This is a genomic window from Kitasatospora setae KM-6054, assembly GCF_000269985.1.
Classification (GTDB): Bacteria; Actinomycetota; Actinomycetes; order Streptomycetales; family Streptomycetaceae; genus Kitasatospora; species Kitasatospora setae.
The window spans coordinates 1,884,878-1,899,708 of the sequence record NC_016109.1; the positions used below are offsets into that span (position 1 = coordinate 1,884,878).

The window sequence follows — 14,831 nt, forward strand, 5'->3', positions numbered from 1 at the left end:
ATCATCGGGGGGAAACACCCGTGGCCGCCGCGGCGTGCCGCGACCTCTCGGCCCAGCCCGCCCGCCCCGGGTTCCACCGGACCGGGCGCATGGCCCGTGGGAAGTAGGGCTGACCGTGGCTGAGTTCGTGTACCCGCCGGTGATCCGCACCGCGCTGGCCGCCTTCAAGGCGCTGGACCTGCGGATCTCCATCGTCGGCGCCGAGCACGTGCCCGCCACCGGCGGCGCCGTCCTGGTCAGCAACCACATCAGCTACCTCGACTTCATCTTCGCGGGCTTCGGCGCGTACCGGGTCGCCCGCCGCAAGACCCGCTTCATGGCCAAGGACGACGTGTTCCGGCACAAGGTCTCCGGCCCGCTGATGCGCGGCATGAAGCACATCCCGGTGGACCGCACCGACGGCCAGCCCGCGTACGAGGCGGCGGTGCAGGCACTGCGCGAGGGCGAGGTGGTCGGGGTGTTCCCGGAGGCCACCATCAGCCGCTCGTTCATGCTGAAGAAGTTCAAGACCGGCGCGGCCCGGATGGCCGCCGACTCCGGCACCCCGCTGCTCCCGGTGGTGCTGTGGGGCACCCAGCAACTGTGGACCAAGGGCCGCCCGAAGACCCTGACCAAGCGTCACGTCCCGGTGACCATCATGATCGGCGAGCCGATCCACCTGGCCCCGACCGACAAGCCCGTGATGGTGACCCGCCGCCTGCGCGCCGCCATGGCCGAGATGCTCGACCGTGCCCAGCGCGACTACCCCGCGAAGCCGGCCGGCCCGGACGACTCCTGGTGGCTGCCCGCCTCCCTCGGCGGCACCGCCCCCACCCCGGAACAGGCCGAAGCCGAGGACGAGGCGGAGGCCGAGCGCCGCGCCACCCGCTGACGCCCGGTCCGCGCCCCCGTCCGAGCACTTCTCTCATCCCGTCCCAAGTCGACGCTCATCTGCCGTTCCTACGCTGCGCGGGACGGTAAAGAGACCGAAAAGGGACGGGAAACCCATGGCAGCGGAGCGCGCACAGCGGCCCACCGAGGACGACGGGCACGACGGGCACGACGGGCACGACCACGACGAGGGCCGGCGGGTCAGCCGCCGGCGCGCACTGGCGGGCATCAGCAGCATCGGCCTCGGTGCGCTGCTGGCCGCCTGCTCCGGCTCCGGCGAGGGCGGCACCCCGGCCAGGACCACCACCGGGGCCGACGCCTCGATCTCCCCGCAGGCGTCCACCACCGAGGACCTGACCGGCCTGTTCGCGGACGCCAACACCTGCACGCTGACCGCCCAGACCACCCAGGGCCCGTACTACTTCGACGCCGACAAGATCCGCAGCGACATCCGCGAGGACCGCGAGGGCGTCAGGCTGCGCCTGGCGATCCGGGTACAGGACAGCGAGACCTGCCAGGCCGTCCCGAGCGCGGTGGTGGAGATCTGGCACTGCGACGCCGGCGGCAGGTACTCGGGCGCCGAGCAGCTCTCCACCGGCGGCGCCGGCGGCACGGGCGGTGGTCTCGGCGACGGCCCCGGCGGTGGCGGCACCCCGCCCTCCGGCGCCCCGACCGGGCCCCCGCCCTCCGGCGGCCCGGACATCGGCGGTGGCGGTGGCGGTGGCGGTGGCGGTGCGAACGACGGCATGGCCGGCCTGACCCCGCAGGACGACAAGCGCTACCTGCGCGGCGCCCAGGTCACCAACCAGGACGGCATCGTCGAGTTCACCACCATCTGGCCGGGCTGGTACGCGGGCCGCACCGTGCACGTCCACGCGATGGTGCACATCAACAACGAACGCACCCTGACCACCCAGCTGATGATGGACGAGTCGCTGAACACCACGGTGTTCGGCAAGGCGCCGTACAGCTCGCACAGCGGCCGCGACACCTTCAACGACGGCGACAACATCTACCGGGAGTCCATGCTGCTGAAGATCACCGAGGACGGCGACGGCTACCTCGGCGTGATCACCCTCGCCGCCGACCCCGACAAGAACGGCAAGTAGCCCACCGCTCCTGCCCGCCCGCCCCCGGCCGCCCCCCGGCGCGGGGGGGCGGCCGGGTCTCCGCGCCCCTCGGGCCCGGCAGCCCGCTACCCGGCGAGCCACCCCGCCGCGTCCAGCCGGAACCCGGACGGCCCGACCAACTCGGCGATGCCGTCCTCCAGTTCGCGCAGCCGCTGCTCGCCGAGCGCGGCCGCCCAGCGGGCCCGGATCCGGTCGAACCCGGCCGCCGACCTGGCCAGCACGTCCAGCCCGCCGGGAGTCAGCCGGACGACCTTCCGCCGCGCGTCCTGCGGATCGTCCGCCCGCTCCGCGTAGCCGAGCGCCTCCAGCCGGTCGACGGTCTTCCCGGCGGCCTGCTTCGACACCCCCAGCCGGCGGCCGAGTTCGCTGGCGGTGGCCCCGCCGACCCCGATCGCCTGGAGCGCGAAGCCGTGCGCGGGCCGCGCGTCCGGGTGCCCCTCGCGGGCCAGCTCGGCGTGCAACTCGTCGATGATCGTGCGGAATCCGGCGAACAGCAGCAGCGGCAGCTCGAAGCCGTCGCGAGCCGGACGGACCGGAAGGACCGGAAGATCCGGTTCCTCGTTGCGCAGATCGACAACCTGGTTTACGTTTTGGTCAACCACGTTGTCCATTCTAGGACGCGCTGCCGCGACCCGTCCTCCCGGCCACCCCGTGCCGCACCACGCGTGACGCCCGAGAAAGGCACCACCATGCCCACGCCCGCCCCCACCACCCCGACCACCGGCGCCCACTTCCCCGACCTCACCCCCGAGACCGCCCCGCCGGCCGCCCGACGCCAACTCGAACAAGTCACCCGCCACCTCGGCCACCTGCCCTCCGCCGCCGCCCGGCTCGCCCACGCCCCCCAACTCCTCGACGGCTTCCTCAAGTTGACCGCCCTCTTCGACTCCACCGAACTCGACCCGGTGGTCCGCGAGACCGTCATCCTCACCCTGGCCACCCGCAACGGCTGCCACGTCTGCGTCGCCATGCACACCGCCACCCTCACCCGACTGGCCGCCGCCCCCGAACTGATCACCGCCCTCCGCACCCAACAGCCCCTGCCCGAGGCCCGGTTGGAAGCCGTCCGGAGCTTCGTCCACTCCGTCCTCGACCACACCGGCGCCGTCCCCGAACCCGAACTCACCGCCTTCCTCAGTCACGGCTTCACCCCGCGCAACGCCCTCGAAATCGTCCTCGGCATCGGCGCCTACACCCTCTCCACCTTCGCCAACCGCCTCACCGACGCCCCGCTCGACCCCCCACTCGCCCCCTACGCCTGACCCCTCGCACCCCTTGCCGGTACGCTCCCCCGGTGACCGACCGCGGCCCCACCCTCCCCGCGCTGCGCCACCAACTGGTGACCGCGGTCCTCACCCTGGCCGCCCCCGGCCTCCAGGACGACGCCTTCGACCCCGCCGCCCTGTTCAGCACCCTCTTCACCGAAGCCTGCGACGCCGACGCCCCCCTCCCCTGGCTCGGCCACACCCTCCGCACCGGCGAAGAAGCCGCCCTCACCGCCGACCTAGGCACCGCCCTGCACACCCTGGCCGGCACCCTCCCACCCGACGCCACCCCCGCCGACCACCTCACCTCCCCGGCCTGGCCCGCCGTCACCACCACCGCCGCCCGCCTGGCCCGCGTCCTGGTCGCCAACGACCACCACGCACGCGCCCGCTGAGCACCCTCGGGAAAATCAGCCCCCTCCCCAAAACGCGAGAAAGCCCCCCGACATCCCGTCGGGGGGCTTTCTCTCAATGATTGTTCGGCGGCGTCCTACTCTCCCACAGGGTCCCCCCTGCAGTACCATCGGCGCTGTGAGGCTTAGCTTCCGGGTTCGGAATGTAACCGGGCGTTTCCCTCACGCTATGACCACCGAAACACTATGAAACTGTCCGCCACCCACCCGTGTCGGCGGGGGTCGTTGTTTCAGAACAACACAGTGGACGCGAGCAACTGAGGACAAGCCCTCGGCCTATTAGTACCGGTCAACTCCACCCCTCACAGGGCTTCCATATCCGGCCTATCAACCCAGTCGTCTACTGGGAGCCTTACCCTCTCAAGGAGGTGGGAGTGCTCATCTCGAAGCAGGCTTCCCGCTTAGATGCTTTCAGCGGTTATCCCTCCCGAACGTAGCCAACCAGCCATGCCCTTGGCAGGACAACTGGCACACCAGAGGTTCGTCCGTCCCGGTCCTCTCGTACTAGGGACAGCCCTTCTCAACACTCCTACGCGCACAGCGGATAGGGACCGAACTGTCTCACGACGTTCTAAACCCAGCTCGCGTACCGCTTTAATGGGCGAACAGCCCAACCCTTGGGACCTACTCCAGCCCCAGGATGCGACGAGCCGACATCGAGGTGCCAAACCATCCCGTCGATATGGACTCTTGGGGAAGATCAGCCTGTTATCCCCGGGGTACCTTTTATCCGTTGAGCGACGGCGCTTCCACAAGCCACCGCCGGATCACTAGTCCCTACTTTCGTACCTGCTCGACCCGTCAGTCTCACAGTCAAGCTCCCTTGTGCACTTACACTCAACACCTGATTGCCAACCAGGCTGAGGGAACCTTTGGGCGCCTCCGTTACCCTTTAGGAGGCAACCGCCCCAGTTAAACTACCCACCAGACACTGTCCCTGATCCGGATCACGGACCCAGGTTAGACATCCAGCACGACCAGAGTGGTATTTCAACGATGGCTCCACCATGACTGGCGTCACGGCTTCAAAGCCTCCCACCTATCCTACACAAGCCGAACCGAACACCAATATCAAGCTATAGTAAAGGTCCCGGGGTCTTTCCGTCCTGCTGCGCGAAACGAGCATCTTTACTCGTAATGCAATTTCACCGGGCCTGTGGTTGAGACAGTCGAGAAGTCGTTACGCCATTCGTGCAGGTCGGAACTTACCCGACAAGGAATTTCGCTACCTTAGGATGGTTATAGTTACCACCGCCGTTTACTGGCGCTTAAGTTCTCAGCTTCGCCACGACGAATCGTGACTAACCGGTCCCCTTAACGTTCCAGCACCGGGCAGGCGTCAGTCCGTATACATCGCCTTACGGCTTCGCACGGACCTGTGTTTTTAGTAAACAGTCGCTTCTCGCTGGTCTCTGCGGCCACCACCAGCTCAGGGAGCTAAGTCCCGTCACCAGCAATGGCCCCCCTTCTCCCGAAGTTACGGGGGCATTTTGCCGAGTTCCTTAACCACAGTTCACCCGAACGCCTCGGTATTCTCTACCTGACCACCTGAGTCGGTTTGGGGTACGGGCCGCCATGAAACTCGCTAGAGGCTTTTCTCGACAGCATAGGATCATCCACTTCACCACAATCGGCTCGGCATCAGGTCTCAGACTACGTGTTGCGCGGATTTGCCTACGCAACGTCCTACACCCTTACCCCGGGACTACCACCGCCCGGGCTGGACTACCTTCCTGCGTCACCCCATCGCTCACCTACTACAGGCTTGGACCGGCGGCTCCACCACGTCCCATCGTCCGAAGACTCCGGGCCGGCTTCACGGCCTTAGCATCACCTGGTTCGACGTTGGCGCTTCAAAGCGGGTACGGGAATATCAACCCGTTGTCCATCGACTACGCCTGTCGGCCTCGCCTTAGGTCCCGACTTACCCTGGGCAGATCAGCTTGACCCAGGAACCCTTGGTCAATCGGCGCAAGAGTTTCCCACTCTTGTATCGCTACTCATGCCTGCATTCTCACTCGTGAACCGTCCACAACTCGATTCCTCGGCTGCTTCACCCGGCACACGACGCTCCCCTACCCATCACAGCCTCCGTTGGGAGTATTGCTGCAATGACACGACTTCGGTGGTGTGCTTGAGCCCCGCTACATTGTCGGCGCGGAATCACTTGACCAGTGAGCTATTACGCACTCTTTCAAGGGTGGCTGCTTCTAAGCCAACCTCCTGGTTGTCTCTGCGACTCCACATCCTTTCCCACTTAGCACACGCTTAGGGACCTTAGTCGGTGTTCTGGGCTGTTTCCCTCTCGACCATGGAGCTTATCCCCCACAGTCTCACTGCCGCGCTCTCACTTACCGGCATTCGGAGTTTGGCTAAGGTCAGTAACCCGGTGAGGCCCATCGCCTATCCAGTGCTCTACCTCCGGCAAGAAACACGCGACGCTGCACCTAAATGCATTTCGGGGAGAACCAGCTATCACGGAGTTTGATTGGCCTTTCACCCCTAACCACAGGTCATCCCCCAGGTTTTCAACCCTGGTGGGTTCGGTCCTCCACACGGTCTTACCCGCGCTTCAACCTGCCCATGGCTAGATCACTCCGCTTCGGGTCTTGGGCATGCAACTCGAACGCCCTATTCGGACTCGCTTTCGCTACGGCTACCCCACACGGGTTAACCTCGCTACACACCGCAAACTCGCAGGCTCATTCTTCAAAAGGCACGCAGTCACAGCCCGAAGGCTGCCCCCACGGCTTGTAGGCACACGGTTTCAGGTACTATTTCACTCCGCTCCCGCGGTACTTTTCACCATTCCCTCACGGTACTATCCGCTATCGGTCACCAGGGAATATTTAGGCTTAGCGGGTGGTCCCGCCAGATTCACACGGGATTTCTCGGGCCCCGTGCTACTTGGGAGAAGCTCAAGCGAGCCGTACGGATTTCGTCTACGGGGGTCTTACCCTCTACGCCGGACCTTTCGCATGTCCTTCGACTACCCATACGGTTTCTGACTCGCCCAGCCGCCGGCAGACGACTGAAGAACTTTCCCACAACCCCTTGAGCGCAACCCCTGCCGGGTCTCACACGCTCAAGGTTTGGCCTCATCCGGTTTCGCTCGCCACTACTCCCGGAATCACGGTTGTTTTCTCTTCCTGCGGGTACTGAGATGTTTCACTTCCCCGCGTTCCCTCCACATACCCTATGTGTTCAGGTATGGGTGACAGCCCATGACGACTGCCGGGTTTCCCCATTCGGACACCCCCGGATCAAAGCTCGGTTGACAGCTCCCCGGGGCCTATCGCGGCCTCCCACGTCCTTCATCGGTTCCTGGTGCCAAGGCATCCACCGTGCGCCCTTAAAAACTTGGCCACAGATGCTCGCGTCCACTGTGCAGTTCTCAAACAACGACCAGACACCCAAACCCGACACCCCCAAGACAGGGACGCCCGGCATGAGGCCGGCAACCTGAAGACAACGACCACTGGCCGTTCCCTCAGGACCCAACAACGTGCCCGACACACCCGCCTCCGGAACACCGCTTTCCACGCCCCGGAAGGGCAGTACTCGCGATCTCCATCACCGTGTGTGCCGAATAGTCAACGTTCCACCCATGAGCTAGCACTCCGGGACATTCGCCCGAAGCTGCCGTGTGCTCCTTAGAAAGGAGGTGATCCAGCCGCACCTTCCGGTACGGCTACCTTGTTACGACTTCGTCCCAATCGCTGGTCCCACCTTCGACGGCTCCTCCCCTTACGGGTTAGGCCACCGGCTTCGGGTGTTACCGACTTTCGTGACGTGACGGGCGGTGTGTACAAGGCCCGGGAACGTATTCACCGCAGCATGCTGATCTGCGATTACTAGCAACTCCAACTTCATGGGGTCGAGTTGCAGACCCCAATCCGAACTGAGACCGGCTTTTTGGGATTCGCTCCGCCTCGCGGCATCGCAGCCCTTTGTACCGGCCATTGTAGCACGTGTGCAGCCCAAGACATAAGGGGCATGATGATTTGACGTCGTCCCCACCTTCCTCCGAGTTGACCCCGGCAGTCTCCTGTGAGTCCCCATCACCCCGAAAGGCATGCTGGCAACACAGAACAAGGGTTGCGCTCGTTGCGGGACTTAACCCAACATCTCACGACACGAGCTGACGACAACCATGCACCACCTGTACACCGACCACAAGGGGGCTGATATCTCTACCAGTTTCCGGTGTATGTCAAGCCTTGGTAAGGTTCTTCGCGTTGCGTCGAATTAAGCCACATGCTCCGCTGCTTGTGCGGGCCCCCGTCAATTCCTTTGAGTTTTAGCCTTGCGGCCGTACTCCCCAGGCGGGGAACTTAATGCGTTAGCTGCGGCACCGACGACGTGGAATGTCGCCAACACCTAGTTCCCAACGTTTACGGCGTGGACTACCAGGGTATCTAATCCTGTTCGCTCCCCACGCTTTCGCTCCTCAGCGTCAGTAATGGCCCAGAGATCCGCCTTCGCCACCGGTGTTCCTCCTGATATCTGCGCATTTCACCGCTACACCAGGAATTCCGATCTCCCCTACCACACTCTAGCCTGCCCGTATCGAATGCAGACCCGGGGTTAAGCCCCGGGCTTTCACATCCGACGCGACAGGCCGCCTACGAGCTCTTTACGCCCAATAATTCCGGACAACGCTCGCACCCTACGTATTACCGCGGCTGCTGGCACGTAGTTAGCCGGTGCTTCTTCTGCAGGTACCGTCACTTGCGCTTCTTCCCTGCTGAAAGAGGTTTACAACCCGAAGGCCGTCATCCCTCACGCGGCGTCGCTGCATCAGGCTTTCGCCCATTGTGCAATATTCCCCACTGCTGCCTCCCGTAGGAGTCTGGGCCGTGTCTCAGTCCCAGTGTGGCCGGTCGCCCTCTCAGGCCGGCTACCCGTCGTCGCCTTGGTGGGCCGTTACCCCACCAACAAGCTGATAGGCCGCGGGATCATCCTGAACCGCCGGAGCTTTCCACCACCCCCCATGCGGGAAGCGGTCGTATCCGGTATTAGACCTCGTTTCCAAGGCTTGTCCCAGAGTTCAGGGCAGATTCCCCACGTGTTACTCACCCGTTCGCCACTGATCCACCCCGAAGGGCTTCACCGTTCGACTTGCATGTGTTAAGCACGCCGCCAGCGTTCGTCCTGAGCCAGGATCAAACTCTCCGTGAATGCTTCTCACAAAGAGCGGCACGGCGACCAACCGGAATAAGGCGGCCCCGCGCACTGCGTCCTCGCTAGTGTTACTTCATAAAGGAATCTCCAACCAACCGAACGAGTCGGCCGGCCGGGGATGTCAACATATCTGGCGTTGACTTTTGGCACGCTGTTGAGTTCTCAAGGAACGGACGCTTCCTTCGACCGGCCTTCCGACCGCATCTCCGGGCGCTTCGTTCTTCCGTGTTTCCAGCTTAGCAGATGTTTTCCGCTCCGTTTTCCGGAGTTTCATTCGATCCGATCCGCTTTCGTCTTCCGCGACCTGACGGCCCGTCCGACGTTTCGAACTCTAGCCGATCCCCGCTCCGAAAAGCGAATCGGCCGCAATCTCCGAAAACGAGCACGCCGAAATACGAACGGGGACGCGAAAGACACGCCGACCCGCCACGGATCATCGAACTGGTTTCTCAGGGATTGGCCACCCCGGGACCGTCCACGCAGACCGCGTGTCCGGTGCTCCCTGTCGAGCGACCAGTGAACACTACGCCGGATCCGCGCCCCGTGCAAACAACCGCCGCGGCGGCCGGCCCCGGGAGGTGTCTCCGGGGCCGGCCGCCGCGGGTCGGGGCGTGGCTCAGAGCTGGCGGGCCATCTCCTCGGTGATCGCGGCGGCGAAGGCGTCGATGTCCTGTTCGGTGGTGTCGAAGGCGGCCATCCAGCGGACCTCGCCGGTGTGCTCGTCCCAGAAGTAGAAGCGGTAGCGCTTCTGCAGGCGCTCGCTGACCTCGCGCGGGAGGAGGGCGAAGACGGCGTTGGCCTGGACGGGGCGGACGACGGTGACGCCGGGGATGTCGCGGACGGCGGCTTCGAGGCGGCGGGCCATCGCGTTGGCGTGGCCGGCGTTGCGGAGCCAGAGGTCGCCGGTGAGGAGGGCTTCGAACTGGACGGAGACGAAGCGCATCTTCGAGGCGAGCTGCATCGACATCTTGCGGAGGTACTTGAGGTTGCTGACCCGCTCGGGGTCGAGCACGACGACGACCTCGCCGAGCAGCAGGCCGTTCTTGGTGCCGCCGAAGGAGAGGACGTCGACGCCGGCGTCCGTGGTGAACTCGCGGAACGGGACGCCGAGCGAGGCGGCGGCGTTGGCGAGCCGGGAGCCGTCCATGTGGACGAGCATGCCGCGTTCGTGGGCGTGCTCGCAGATCGCCCGGACCTCGTCGACCGTGTAGAGGGTGCCGAGTTCGGTGGACTGGGTGATCGAGACGGCGAGCGGCTGGGCGCGGTGCTCGTCGCCCCAGCCCCAGGCCTGCTGGTCGATCAGGGCGGGGGTGAGCTTGCCGTCGGGGGTGGGGACGGTGTGGATCTTGATGCCGGCGAGCTTCTCGGGGGCGCCGCACTCGTCGACGTTGATGTGGGCGCTCTCGGCGGCGACGACCGCGCCCCAGCGCGGGAGCAGCGCCTGGAGGGCGACGACGTTGGCGCCGGTGCCGTTGAAGACGGGGTACGCCTCGGCGCGGTCGCCGAAGTGGCGGCGGAAGACCGTCTGCAGGTGCTCGGTGTAGGCGTCCTCGCCGTAGGAGACCTGGTGGCCGTCGTTGGCGAGGGCGATCGCGGCGAGCACCTCGGGGTGGACGCCGGCGTAGTTGTCGCTGGCGAAGCCGCGGACGGCGGGGTCGTGGTGCCGGACCGCGTCGGTCGTACCGAGGGAAGGGGAGGCGGCGGGGGTCATCGGGCTGTCAGCCACAGGTGCTGTCCGTTCAGTTCTGCTGCGGGGCGGTCCCAGAGGGACGCCAGGGTGGTGGCCAGGTCGGCGGTGTCGGTGAAGCCGGGGAACTTGGCGTCCGGCTTCTCGGCCCGCATCTCGGGGCTGACCAGGGCCTTGATGACCAGGATGACGGCGGCCGCGGTGGGGAGGCCGTCGGGGGCGGTGGTCTCCTTGCGGAAGGAGTCGGCCATCGCCAGCGTCCAGGCCTCGGTGGCGGCCTTGGCGGCGGCGTACGCGGCGCCGCCCGCGGTGGGCTTGTGCGCGGCGGCGGCGGAGACCATGGCGTACCGGCCGGCGGTGCTGCGGCGCAGCGCGGGCTGGAAGGCCAGCGAGGTGTGCTGGAGGGTGCGGACGACGGTGTCGTGCAGGAAGTCCCAGTCGTCGATCCGGGAGTCGAAGAAGGTCTTGCTGCCGCGCCAGCCGCCGACCAGGTGGAGGAGGCCGTCGACGTGGCCGTGCTCGGCCTCCAGGTGGTCGGCCCAGTCGTGGACCTCCTGGGGGTCGAGGAGGTCGATGACCTGGCCGCTGATCCGGGCGTCGGGGACGGCGGTGCGGACGGCGGCGAGCACGGTGTCGAGGCGGCGCTGGTCGATGTCGGCGCCGATGACGGTGGCGCCGTCGGCGGCGAGGCGGCGCAGGGTGGCCTGGCCGGCCGGGCCGCTGGCTCCGGCGACGGCGATCACCTTGCCGGCGAGGGGGGCGAGGGGGGCGTGGGGACGGGGGGTGCTCACGCGGCGACCTCCGGGGTGTGGGTGCCGGTGATGCCCTTGGTGCCGGCGATGACGCGGCGGAGCTTCTTCGACAGGGCTTCGTAGAACATGCTGAGCGGGAACTCGTCGGGGTGGACGGCGTCGCAGAGCGCCTTGCGCAGGGCCCGGTCGTCGGCGAGGTCGAGCGGCAGCGCCTCGGGGCCCTTGGCCCAGGTGGAGGCGGGGTGCGGGGTGAGGTAGCGGGAGACCAGCTGGTAGGCGGCGATCCAGTGGGCGGTCTTGGGGCGGTCGATGCCGTCCCGGTAGAGCGTCTCGATCTCGGCGCAGAGCCCGTTGGTGACCTCGGCGACACGGTCCCAGTCGATGGTGAGGCGGTTGTCGCGCCAGCGCAGGGCGTCGTGCTTGTGCAGGTAGGCGAAGAGCAGTTGGCCGCCCATGCCGTCGTAGTTGCGGACCCGGTCGCCGCTGACCGGGAAGCGGAACAGGCGGTCGAAGAGGATCGCGTACTGGACGTCGCGGCCCTGCGGGGTGCCCTCGGCCTCCAGGGCGACCGACTCCTTGAAGGTGTTCAGGTCGCAGCGGAGCTCTTCGAGGCCGTACATCCAGAACGGGCTGCGCTGCTTGATCATGAAGGGGTCGAAGGGCAGGTCGCCGTGGCTGTGGGTGCGGTCGTGGACGAGGTCCCACAGGACGAAGGTCTGCTGGGTGCGGTCCTGGTCGCCGAGCAGTCCGGCGGCGTCGGCGGGGATGTCGAGGCCGAGCTGGCGGACGGCGCTGGTGGTGACGGCGCGGAAGCGGGCGGCCTCGCGGTCGCAGAAGATGCCGCCCCAGGTGAAACGTTCCGGCGCTTCGCGGACGGCGACGGTCTCGGGGAAGAGCACCGCGGAGTTGGTGTCGTAGCCGGCGGTGAAGTCCTCGAAGGCGATGCCGAGGTAGCCGGGGTTGTCGAAGCGGGTGCGCTCCAGCTCGGCGATCCAGTCCGGCCAGACGACCTTGAGCAGGACGGCTTCCAGGTTCCGGTCGGGGTTCCCGTTCTGGGTGTACATCGGGAAGACGACCAGGTGGCCGGTGCCGTCGACGCGCTGCTCGTTCGGGCGGAAGGCCAGCAGCGAGTCGAGGAAGTCGGGCTGGCGGTAGCCGGTGTCGGCCCACTTGGCGAGGTCGGCGCGGACGGCGTCCAGGTAGGCGGCGTCGTGCGGGAAGAGCGGGGCGAGCTCGGCGACGGCGTCCCGGACGGTGGCGACCAGCGGGTCGACGGTGGCGCGCGGGACGGCGGCGAGGTCGATCGAGCCGTCCTTGGACTGCAGCGGCCGGAGCGCCTCGACGGCGTCCTTGAGGCGCGGCCAGGCCGGGTGGTCGACGGGGCGCGCGGCGGGGGTCGCGAGCGGAGTCGTGGTGGGGGCGTCGCCCGCGATCGCGAGCATCGGCGAAAGATTCTGCATCACAGGCTCACTTCGACAGGAGTTATTTCGACAGGACCACGTTAAATGCGAAAGGTTCTCCGGCTCAAGGCCACTTTGACGGTGAACGCTCCAGTTCGTAGTACCGGCTCGGTCTGTTCCCGCCGCGGTGGATGAAAACGGACAGATCCGACGCCCGGCCGCCCGGAGCGGCCGGTCTGCCCCGACCATCCCCCGCTCGCCCCCGCCCCGCCACCGGGGCGCCCACGCTGGGTGCGGCACCGGTCACGCCTCGGTGCGCCCCCGTTCACGCCCTGCTGCGCCCGGACCCGGTCGGTGATCGTGGAGGAGGCGCGCCGTCCGGCACCGAGGGCCGAGGGCCGAGGGGTGGACGGGACGGAGGGGGACGCGATGCACGGTCCGGTGCTGGTGAGCTGGCTGCTGGCGGCGCTGGCCGCGGGCAGCGGCGGCTACTGCGGCTGGCGGGTGCGCCGCGGGACCGCCGACCCGGCCTGCGGCGGCCACCACCACCGGACCCGCCGGGAGTCGGACGTCCTGGAGGCGGCGATGGGCCTGGGCATGGCCGGGATGGCGCTGCTGCCGGGCGTCTTCTGGGGCTGGCCGTACGCGCTGCTGGCGGCGGTGCTGCTGGTCGCCGCACTGGCCGGCCGCGGGGCGGCGGGGCTGCGGGCGCACCGGCTGCACCACGCGATCGGCGCGCTGGCGATGGCGTACATGGCGCTGGCGATGGCGGGCGGCGGCGGGTCCGCGGCGGGCGGGCACCCGGGGCACCACGGGCAGCCGGGCGGGCTCCCGCTGCTGACCGGGGCGCTGCTGGTGTACTTCGGGGCGTACGCGCTCTGGGAGGGCAGCCGGGTGCTGGCGGTGGGCGGCCCGGCGGTGGCGCCGCTGCCGCGGGCGTGCCGGGCGGCGATGGGGATCGGGATGTTCGCGATGCTGCTCTGGACCTGAGCGCGGACGTTCGACAGCGGCTCGGGCGTGCGCCCGGCGGGCACCTGACGGGGCGTCCGGCGGGGCGGCGACGGCGGGTCGGGCGTGGCCTTGGTCACTGGACCCACCCGGCCGTTCCGCCCGGGCGTGTGGCGGCATAGGTTGGTGACGGCGCACCGCCGCGCCCCCCACCCCTCCCACGGGGAGCCTGCCATGACGGCACTGCTGAGCCTGCTACTGCTCGGACTGCTGCTCGCCACCGTGGCGCCGAGCCGCCTGGCCCGGGCCCGCTGGCCGGAGCGCGAACCCGTGCTGGCCCTGTTGGTGTGGCAGATGCTGGTGGTCGCGGTGCTGCTGTGCTGCGTGCTGAGCCTGCTGCTGGCCTCGGCGGCCGCGCTGCCGGTCTGGCGGGACGCGGTGTTCGCGGGCGCCCCGGCCGGGGTCGAGGACGCGTACGGGCTGGTGGGGCGCGAGGGCTGGGGCCGGCTGTCGGCGGCGGTGCTGGCGGCGGGCGGGCTGTGGACGGCGGTGTCGCTGGCCCGGGAGATCCGTTCGGCGCGCGCGGAGCGCGGCCACCGGCACGCCCAACTGGTGCGCCGGGCGCCGGAGTTGCCGAGCTCGCTGCTGCCGCGCCGACGCCGGGTGCGGGAGCCGCTGGTGGTGCTGGAGAACGTCCGGCCGCAGGCGTGGTCGCTGCCCGGGCCGCGGGCCCGGCTGGTGGTGACCACGGGGGCGCTGCAGCAGCTCTCGGACCGGGAGCTGGCGGCGGTGCTGAGCCACGAGCGCGGGCACGTCCGGCACCGGCACCACTGGCTGGGGCAGTGCGCGCAGGCCCTGGCGACCGGGTTCCCGGGAGTGGGGGTGTTCTCCGCGTTCCGGGACCAGGTGGCGGTGCTGGTCGAGCTGGCGGCGGACGACCGGGCGGCCCGGCGGCACGGGCGGGTCACCACGGCGCTGGCGCTGGCCGAGCTGAACAGCGGGGTGTTCGCCTCCTGCCCGCCGGCCCAGCTCGCGCAGTCCCCCGCCCGGGTGGACCGGCTGCTGCTCGGCGAGCCCCGGCTGCCCGTCCCCTCCCGGCTGGGCTGGACGCTGGCCGCGCTGGCCGCCCCGCTGGGCGCGGCCCTGCTGGCGCTGGCGCCGGGGCTCTCGGCACTGCTCTGA

Annotated in this window: 10 protein-coding genes and 3 rRNA genes; 6 read left to right on the forward strand and 7 right to left on the reverse strand. The window is 68.0% G+C overall.

The window, feature by feature from the left end; translation table 11 throughout:
- Positions 1 to 115: 115 nt before the first annotated feature.
- Together KSE_RS08315 and KSE_RS43225 are read left to right on the forward strand one after the other, a co-directional pair.
- Positions 116 to 871 carry a lysophospholipid acyltransferase family protein gene (locus KSE_RS08315; RefSeq protein ID WP_014134841.1) on the forward strand — a complete coding sequence of 252 codons (756 nt, stop codon included), beginning with the start codon at positions 116 to 118 and terminating at the stop codon, positions 869 to 871.
- Positions 872 to 986: 115 nt separating this feature from the next.
- Positions 987 to 1,979, forward strand: a complete 993-nt coding sequence (locus KSE_RS43225; RefSeq protein ID WP_014134842.1) for a peptidase associated/transthyretin-like domain-containing protein — start codon at positions 987 to 989, stop codon at positions 1,977 to 1,979.
- 86 nt (positions 1,980 to 2,065) lie between these two features.
- Here the strand turns inward: KSE_RS43225 and KSE_RS08325 are convergent, their stop codons facing one another.
- Positions 2,066 to 2,611, reverse strand: a complete 546-nt coding sequence (locus tag KSE_RS08325) for a MarR family winged helix-turn-helix transcriptional regulator (protein WP_014134843.1) — start codon at positions 2,609 to 2,611, stop codon at positions 2,066 to 2,068.
- Positions 2,612 to 2,689: 78 nt separating this feature from the next.
- Here KSE_RS08325 and KSE_RS08330 point away from each other — a divergent pair, with 78 nt between their 5' ends.
- Positions 2,690 to 3,262 carry a carboxymuconolactone decarboxylase family protein gene (locus KSE_RS08330; protein ID WP_014134844.1) on the forward strand — a complete coding sequence of 191 codons (573 nt, stop codon included), beginning with the start codon at positions 2,690 to 2,692 and terminating at the stop codon, positions 3,260 to 3,262.
- Between the two features lie 32 nt (positions 3,263 to 3,294).
- Complete coding sequence (locus KSE_RS08335; protein WP_014134845.1) at positions 3,295 to 3,660, forward strand: SCO4402 family protein; 366 nt, start codon at positions 3,295 to 3,297, stop codon at positions 3,658 to 3,660.
- Between the two features lie 82 nt (positions 3,661 to 3,742).
- Here KSE_RS08335 and rrf read toward each other — a convergent pair.
- The 6 genes from rrf to KSE_RS08365 form a co-directional block, all read right to left on the reverse strand.
- Positions 3,743 to 3,859: ribosomal RNA gene (rrf, locus tag KSE_RS08340) — 5S ribosomal RNA — on the reverse strand.
- Between the two features lie 78 nt (positions 3,860 to 3,937).
- Positions 3,938 to 7,044: ribosomal RNA gene (locus tag KSE_RS08345) — 23S ribosomal RNA — on the reverse strand.
- Positions 7,045 to 7,335: 291 nt separating this feature from the next.
- A 16S ribosomal RNA gene (locus tag KSE_RS08350) occupies positions 7,336 to 8,859 on the reverse strand.
- Together the 16S, 23S and 5S rRNA genes form the textbook arrangement of a ribosomal RNA operon.
- Positions 8,860 to 9,478: 619 nt before the next feature.
- Positions 9,479 to 10,573, reverse strand: coding sequence for a threonine aldolase family protein (locus KSE_RS08355; RefSeq protein ID WP_014134846.1), 1,095 nt, complete (start codon positions 10,571 to 10,573; stop codon positions 9,479 to 9,481).
- Entirely contained in the window at positions 10,570 to 11,340 is a 771-nt protein-coding gene (locus KSE_RS08360) for an SDR family NAD(P)-dependent oxidoreductase (RefSeq protein WP_014134847.1), read from the reverse strand. The genes KSE_RS08355 and KSE_RS08360 overlap by 4 nt, the downstream gene beginning before the upstream one ends.
- A complete protein-coding gene (locus tag KSE_RS08365) occupies positions 11,337 to 12,761 on the reverse strand; it encodes a DUF6421 family protein (protein ID WP_014134848.1) in 1,425 nt (474 codons plus the stop codon). The genes KSE_RS08360 and KSE_RS08365 overlap by 4 nt, the downstream gene beginning before the upstream one ends.
- 369 nt (positions 12,762 to 13,130) lie before the next feature.
- On the opposite strand from KSE_RS08365, the gene KSE_RS08370 reads away from it, so the two are divergent.
- Together KSE_RS08370 and KSE_RS08375 are read left to right on the forward strand one after the other, a co-directional pair.
- Positions 13,131 to 13,691, forward strand: coding sequence for a DUF5134 domain-containing protein (locus KSE_RS08370; RefSeq protein WP_014134849.1), 561 nt, complete (start codon positions 13,131 to 13,133; stop codon positions 13,689 to 13,691).
- A 192-nt stretch (positions 13,692 to 13,883) separates the two neighbouring features.
- Complete coding sequence (locus KSE_RS08375) at positions 13,884 to 14,831, forward strand: M56 family metallopeptidase (RefSeq protein ID WP_014134850.1); 948 nt, start codon at positions 13,884 to 13,886, stop codon at positions 14,829 to 14,831.

Bases quoted from the DNA above. Each gene is read 5' to 3' on its own strand.
- KSE_RS43225 (WP_014134842.1), top strand. From the start codon at position 987: ATGGCAGCGGAGCGCGCACAGCGGCCCACCGAGGACGACGGGCACGAC.
- KSE_RS08325 (WP_014134843.1), bottom strand. From the start codon at position 2,611: ATGGACAACGTGGTTGACCAAAACGTAAACCAGGTTGTCGATCTGCGC.
- KSE_RS08330 (WP_014134844.1), top strand. From the start codon at position 2,690: ATGCCCACGCCCGCCCCCACCACCCCGACCACCGGCGCCCACTTCCCC.
- KSE_RS08355 (WP_014134846.1), bottom strand. From the start codon at position 10,573: ATGACCCCCGCCGCCTCCCCTTCCCTCGGTACGACCGACGCGGTCCGG.
- KSE_RS08365 (WP_014134848.1), bottom strand. From the start codon at position 12,761: ATGCAGAATCTTTCGCCGATGCTCGCGATCGCGGGCGACGCCCCCACC.
- KSE_RS08370 (WP_014134849.1), top strand. From the start codon at position 13,131: ATGCACGGTCCGGTGCTGGTGAGCTGGCTGCTGGCGGCGCTGGCCGCG.
- KSE_RS08375 (WP_014134850.1), top strand. From the start codon at position 13,884: ATGACGGCACTGCTGAGCCTGCTACTGCTCGGACTGCTGCTCGCCACC.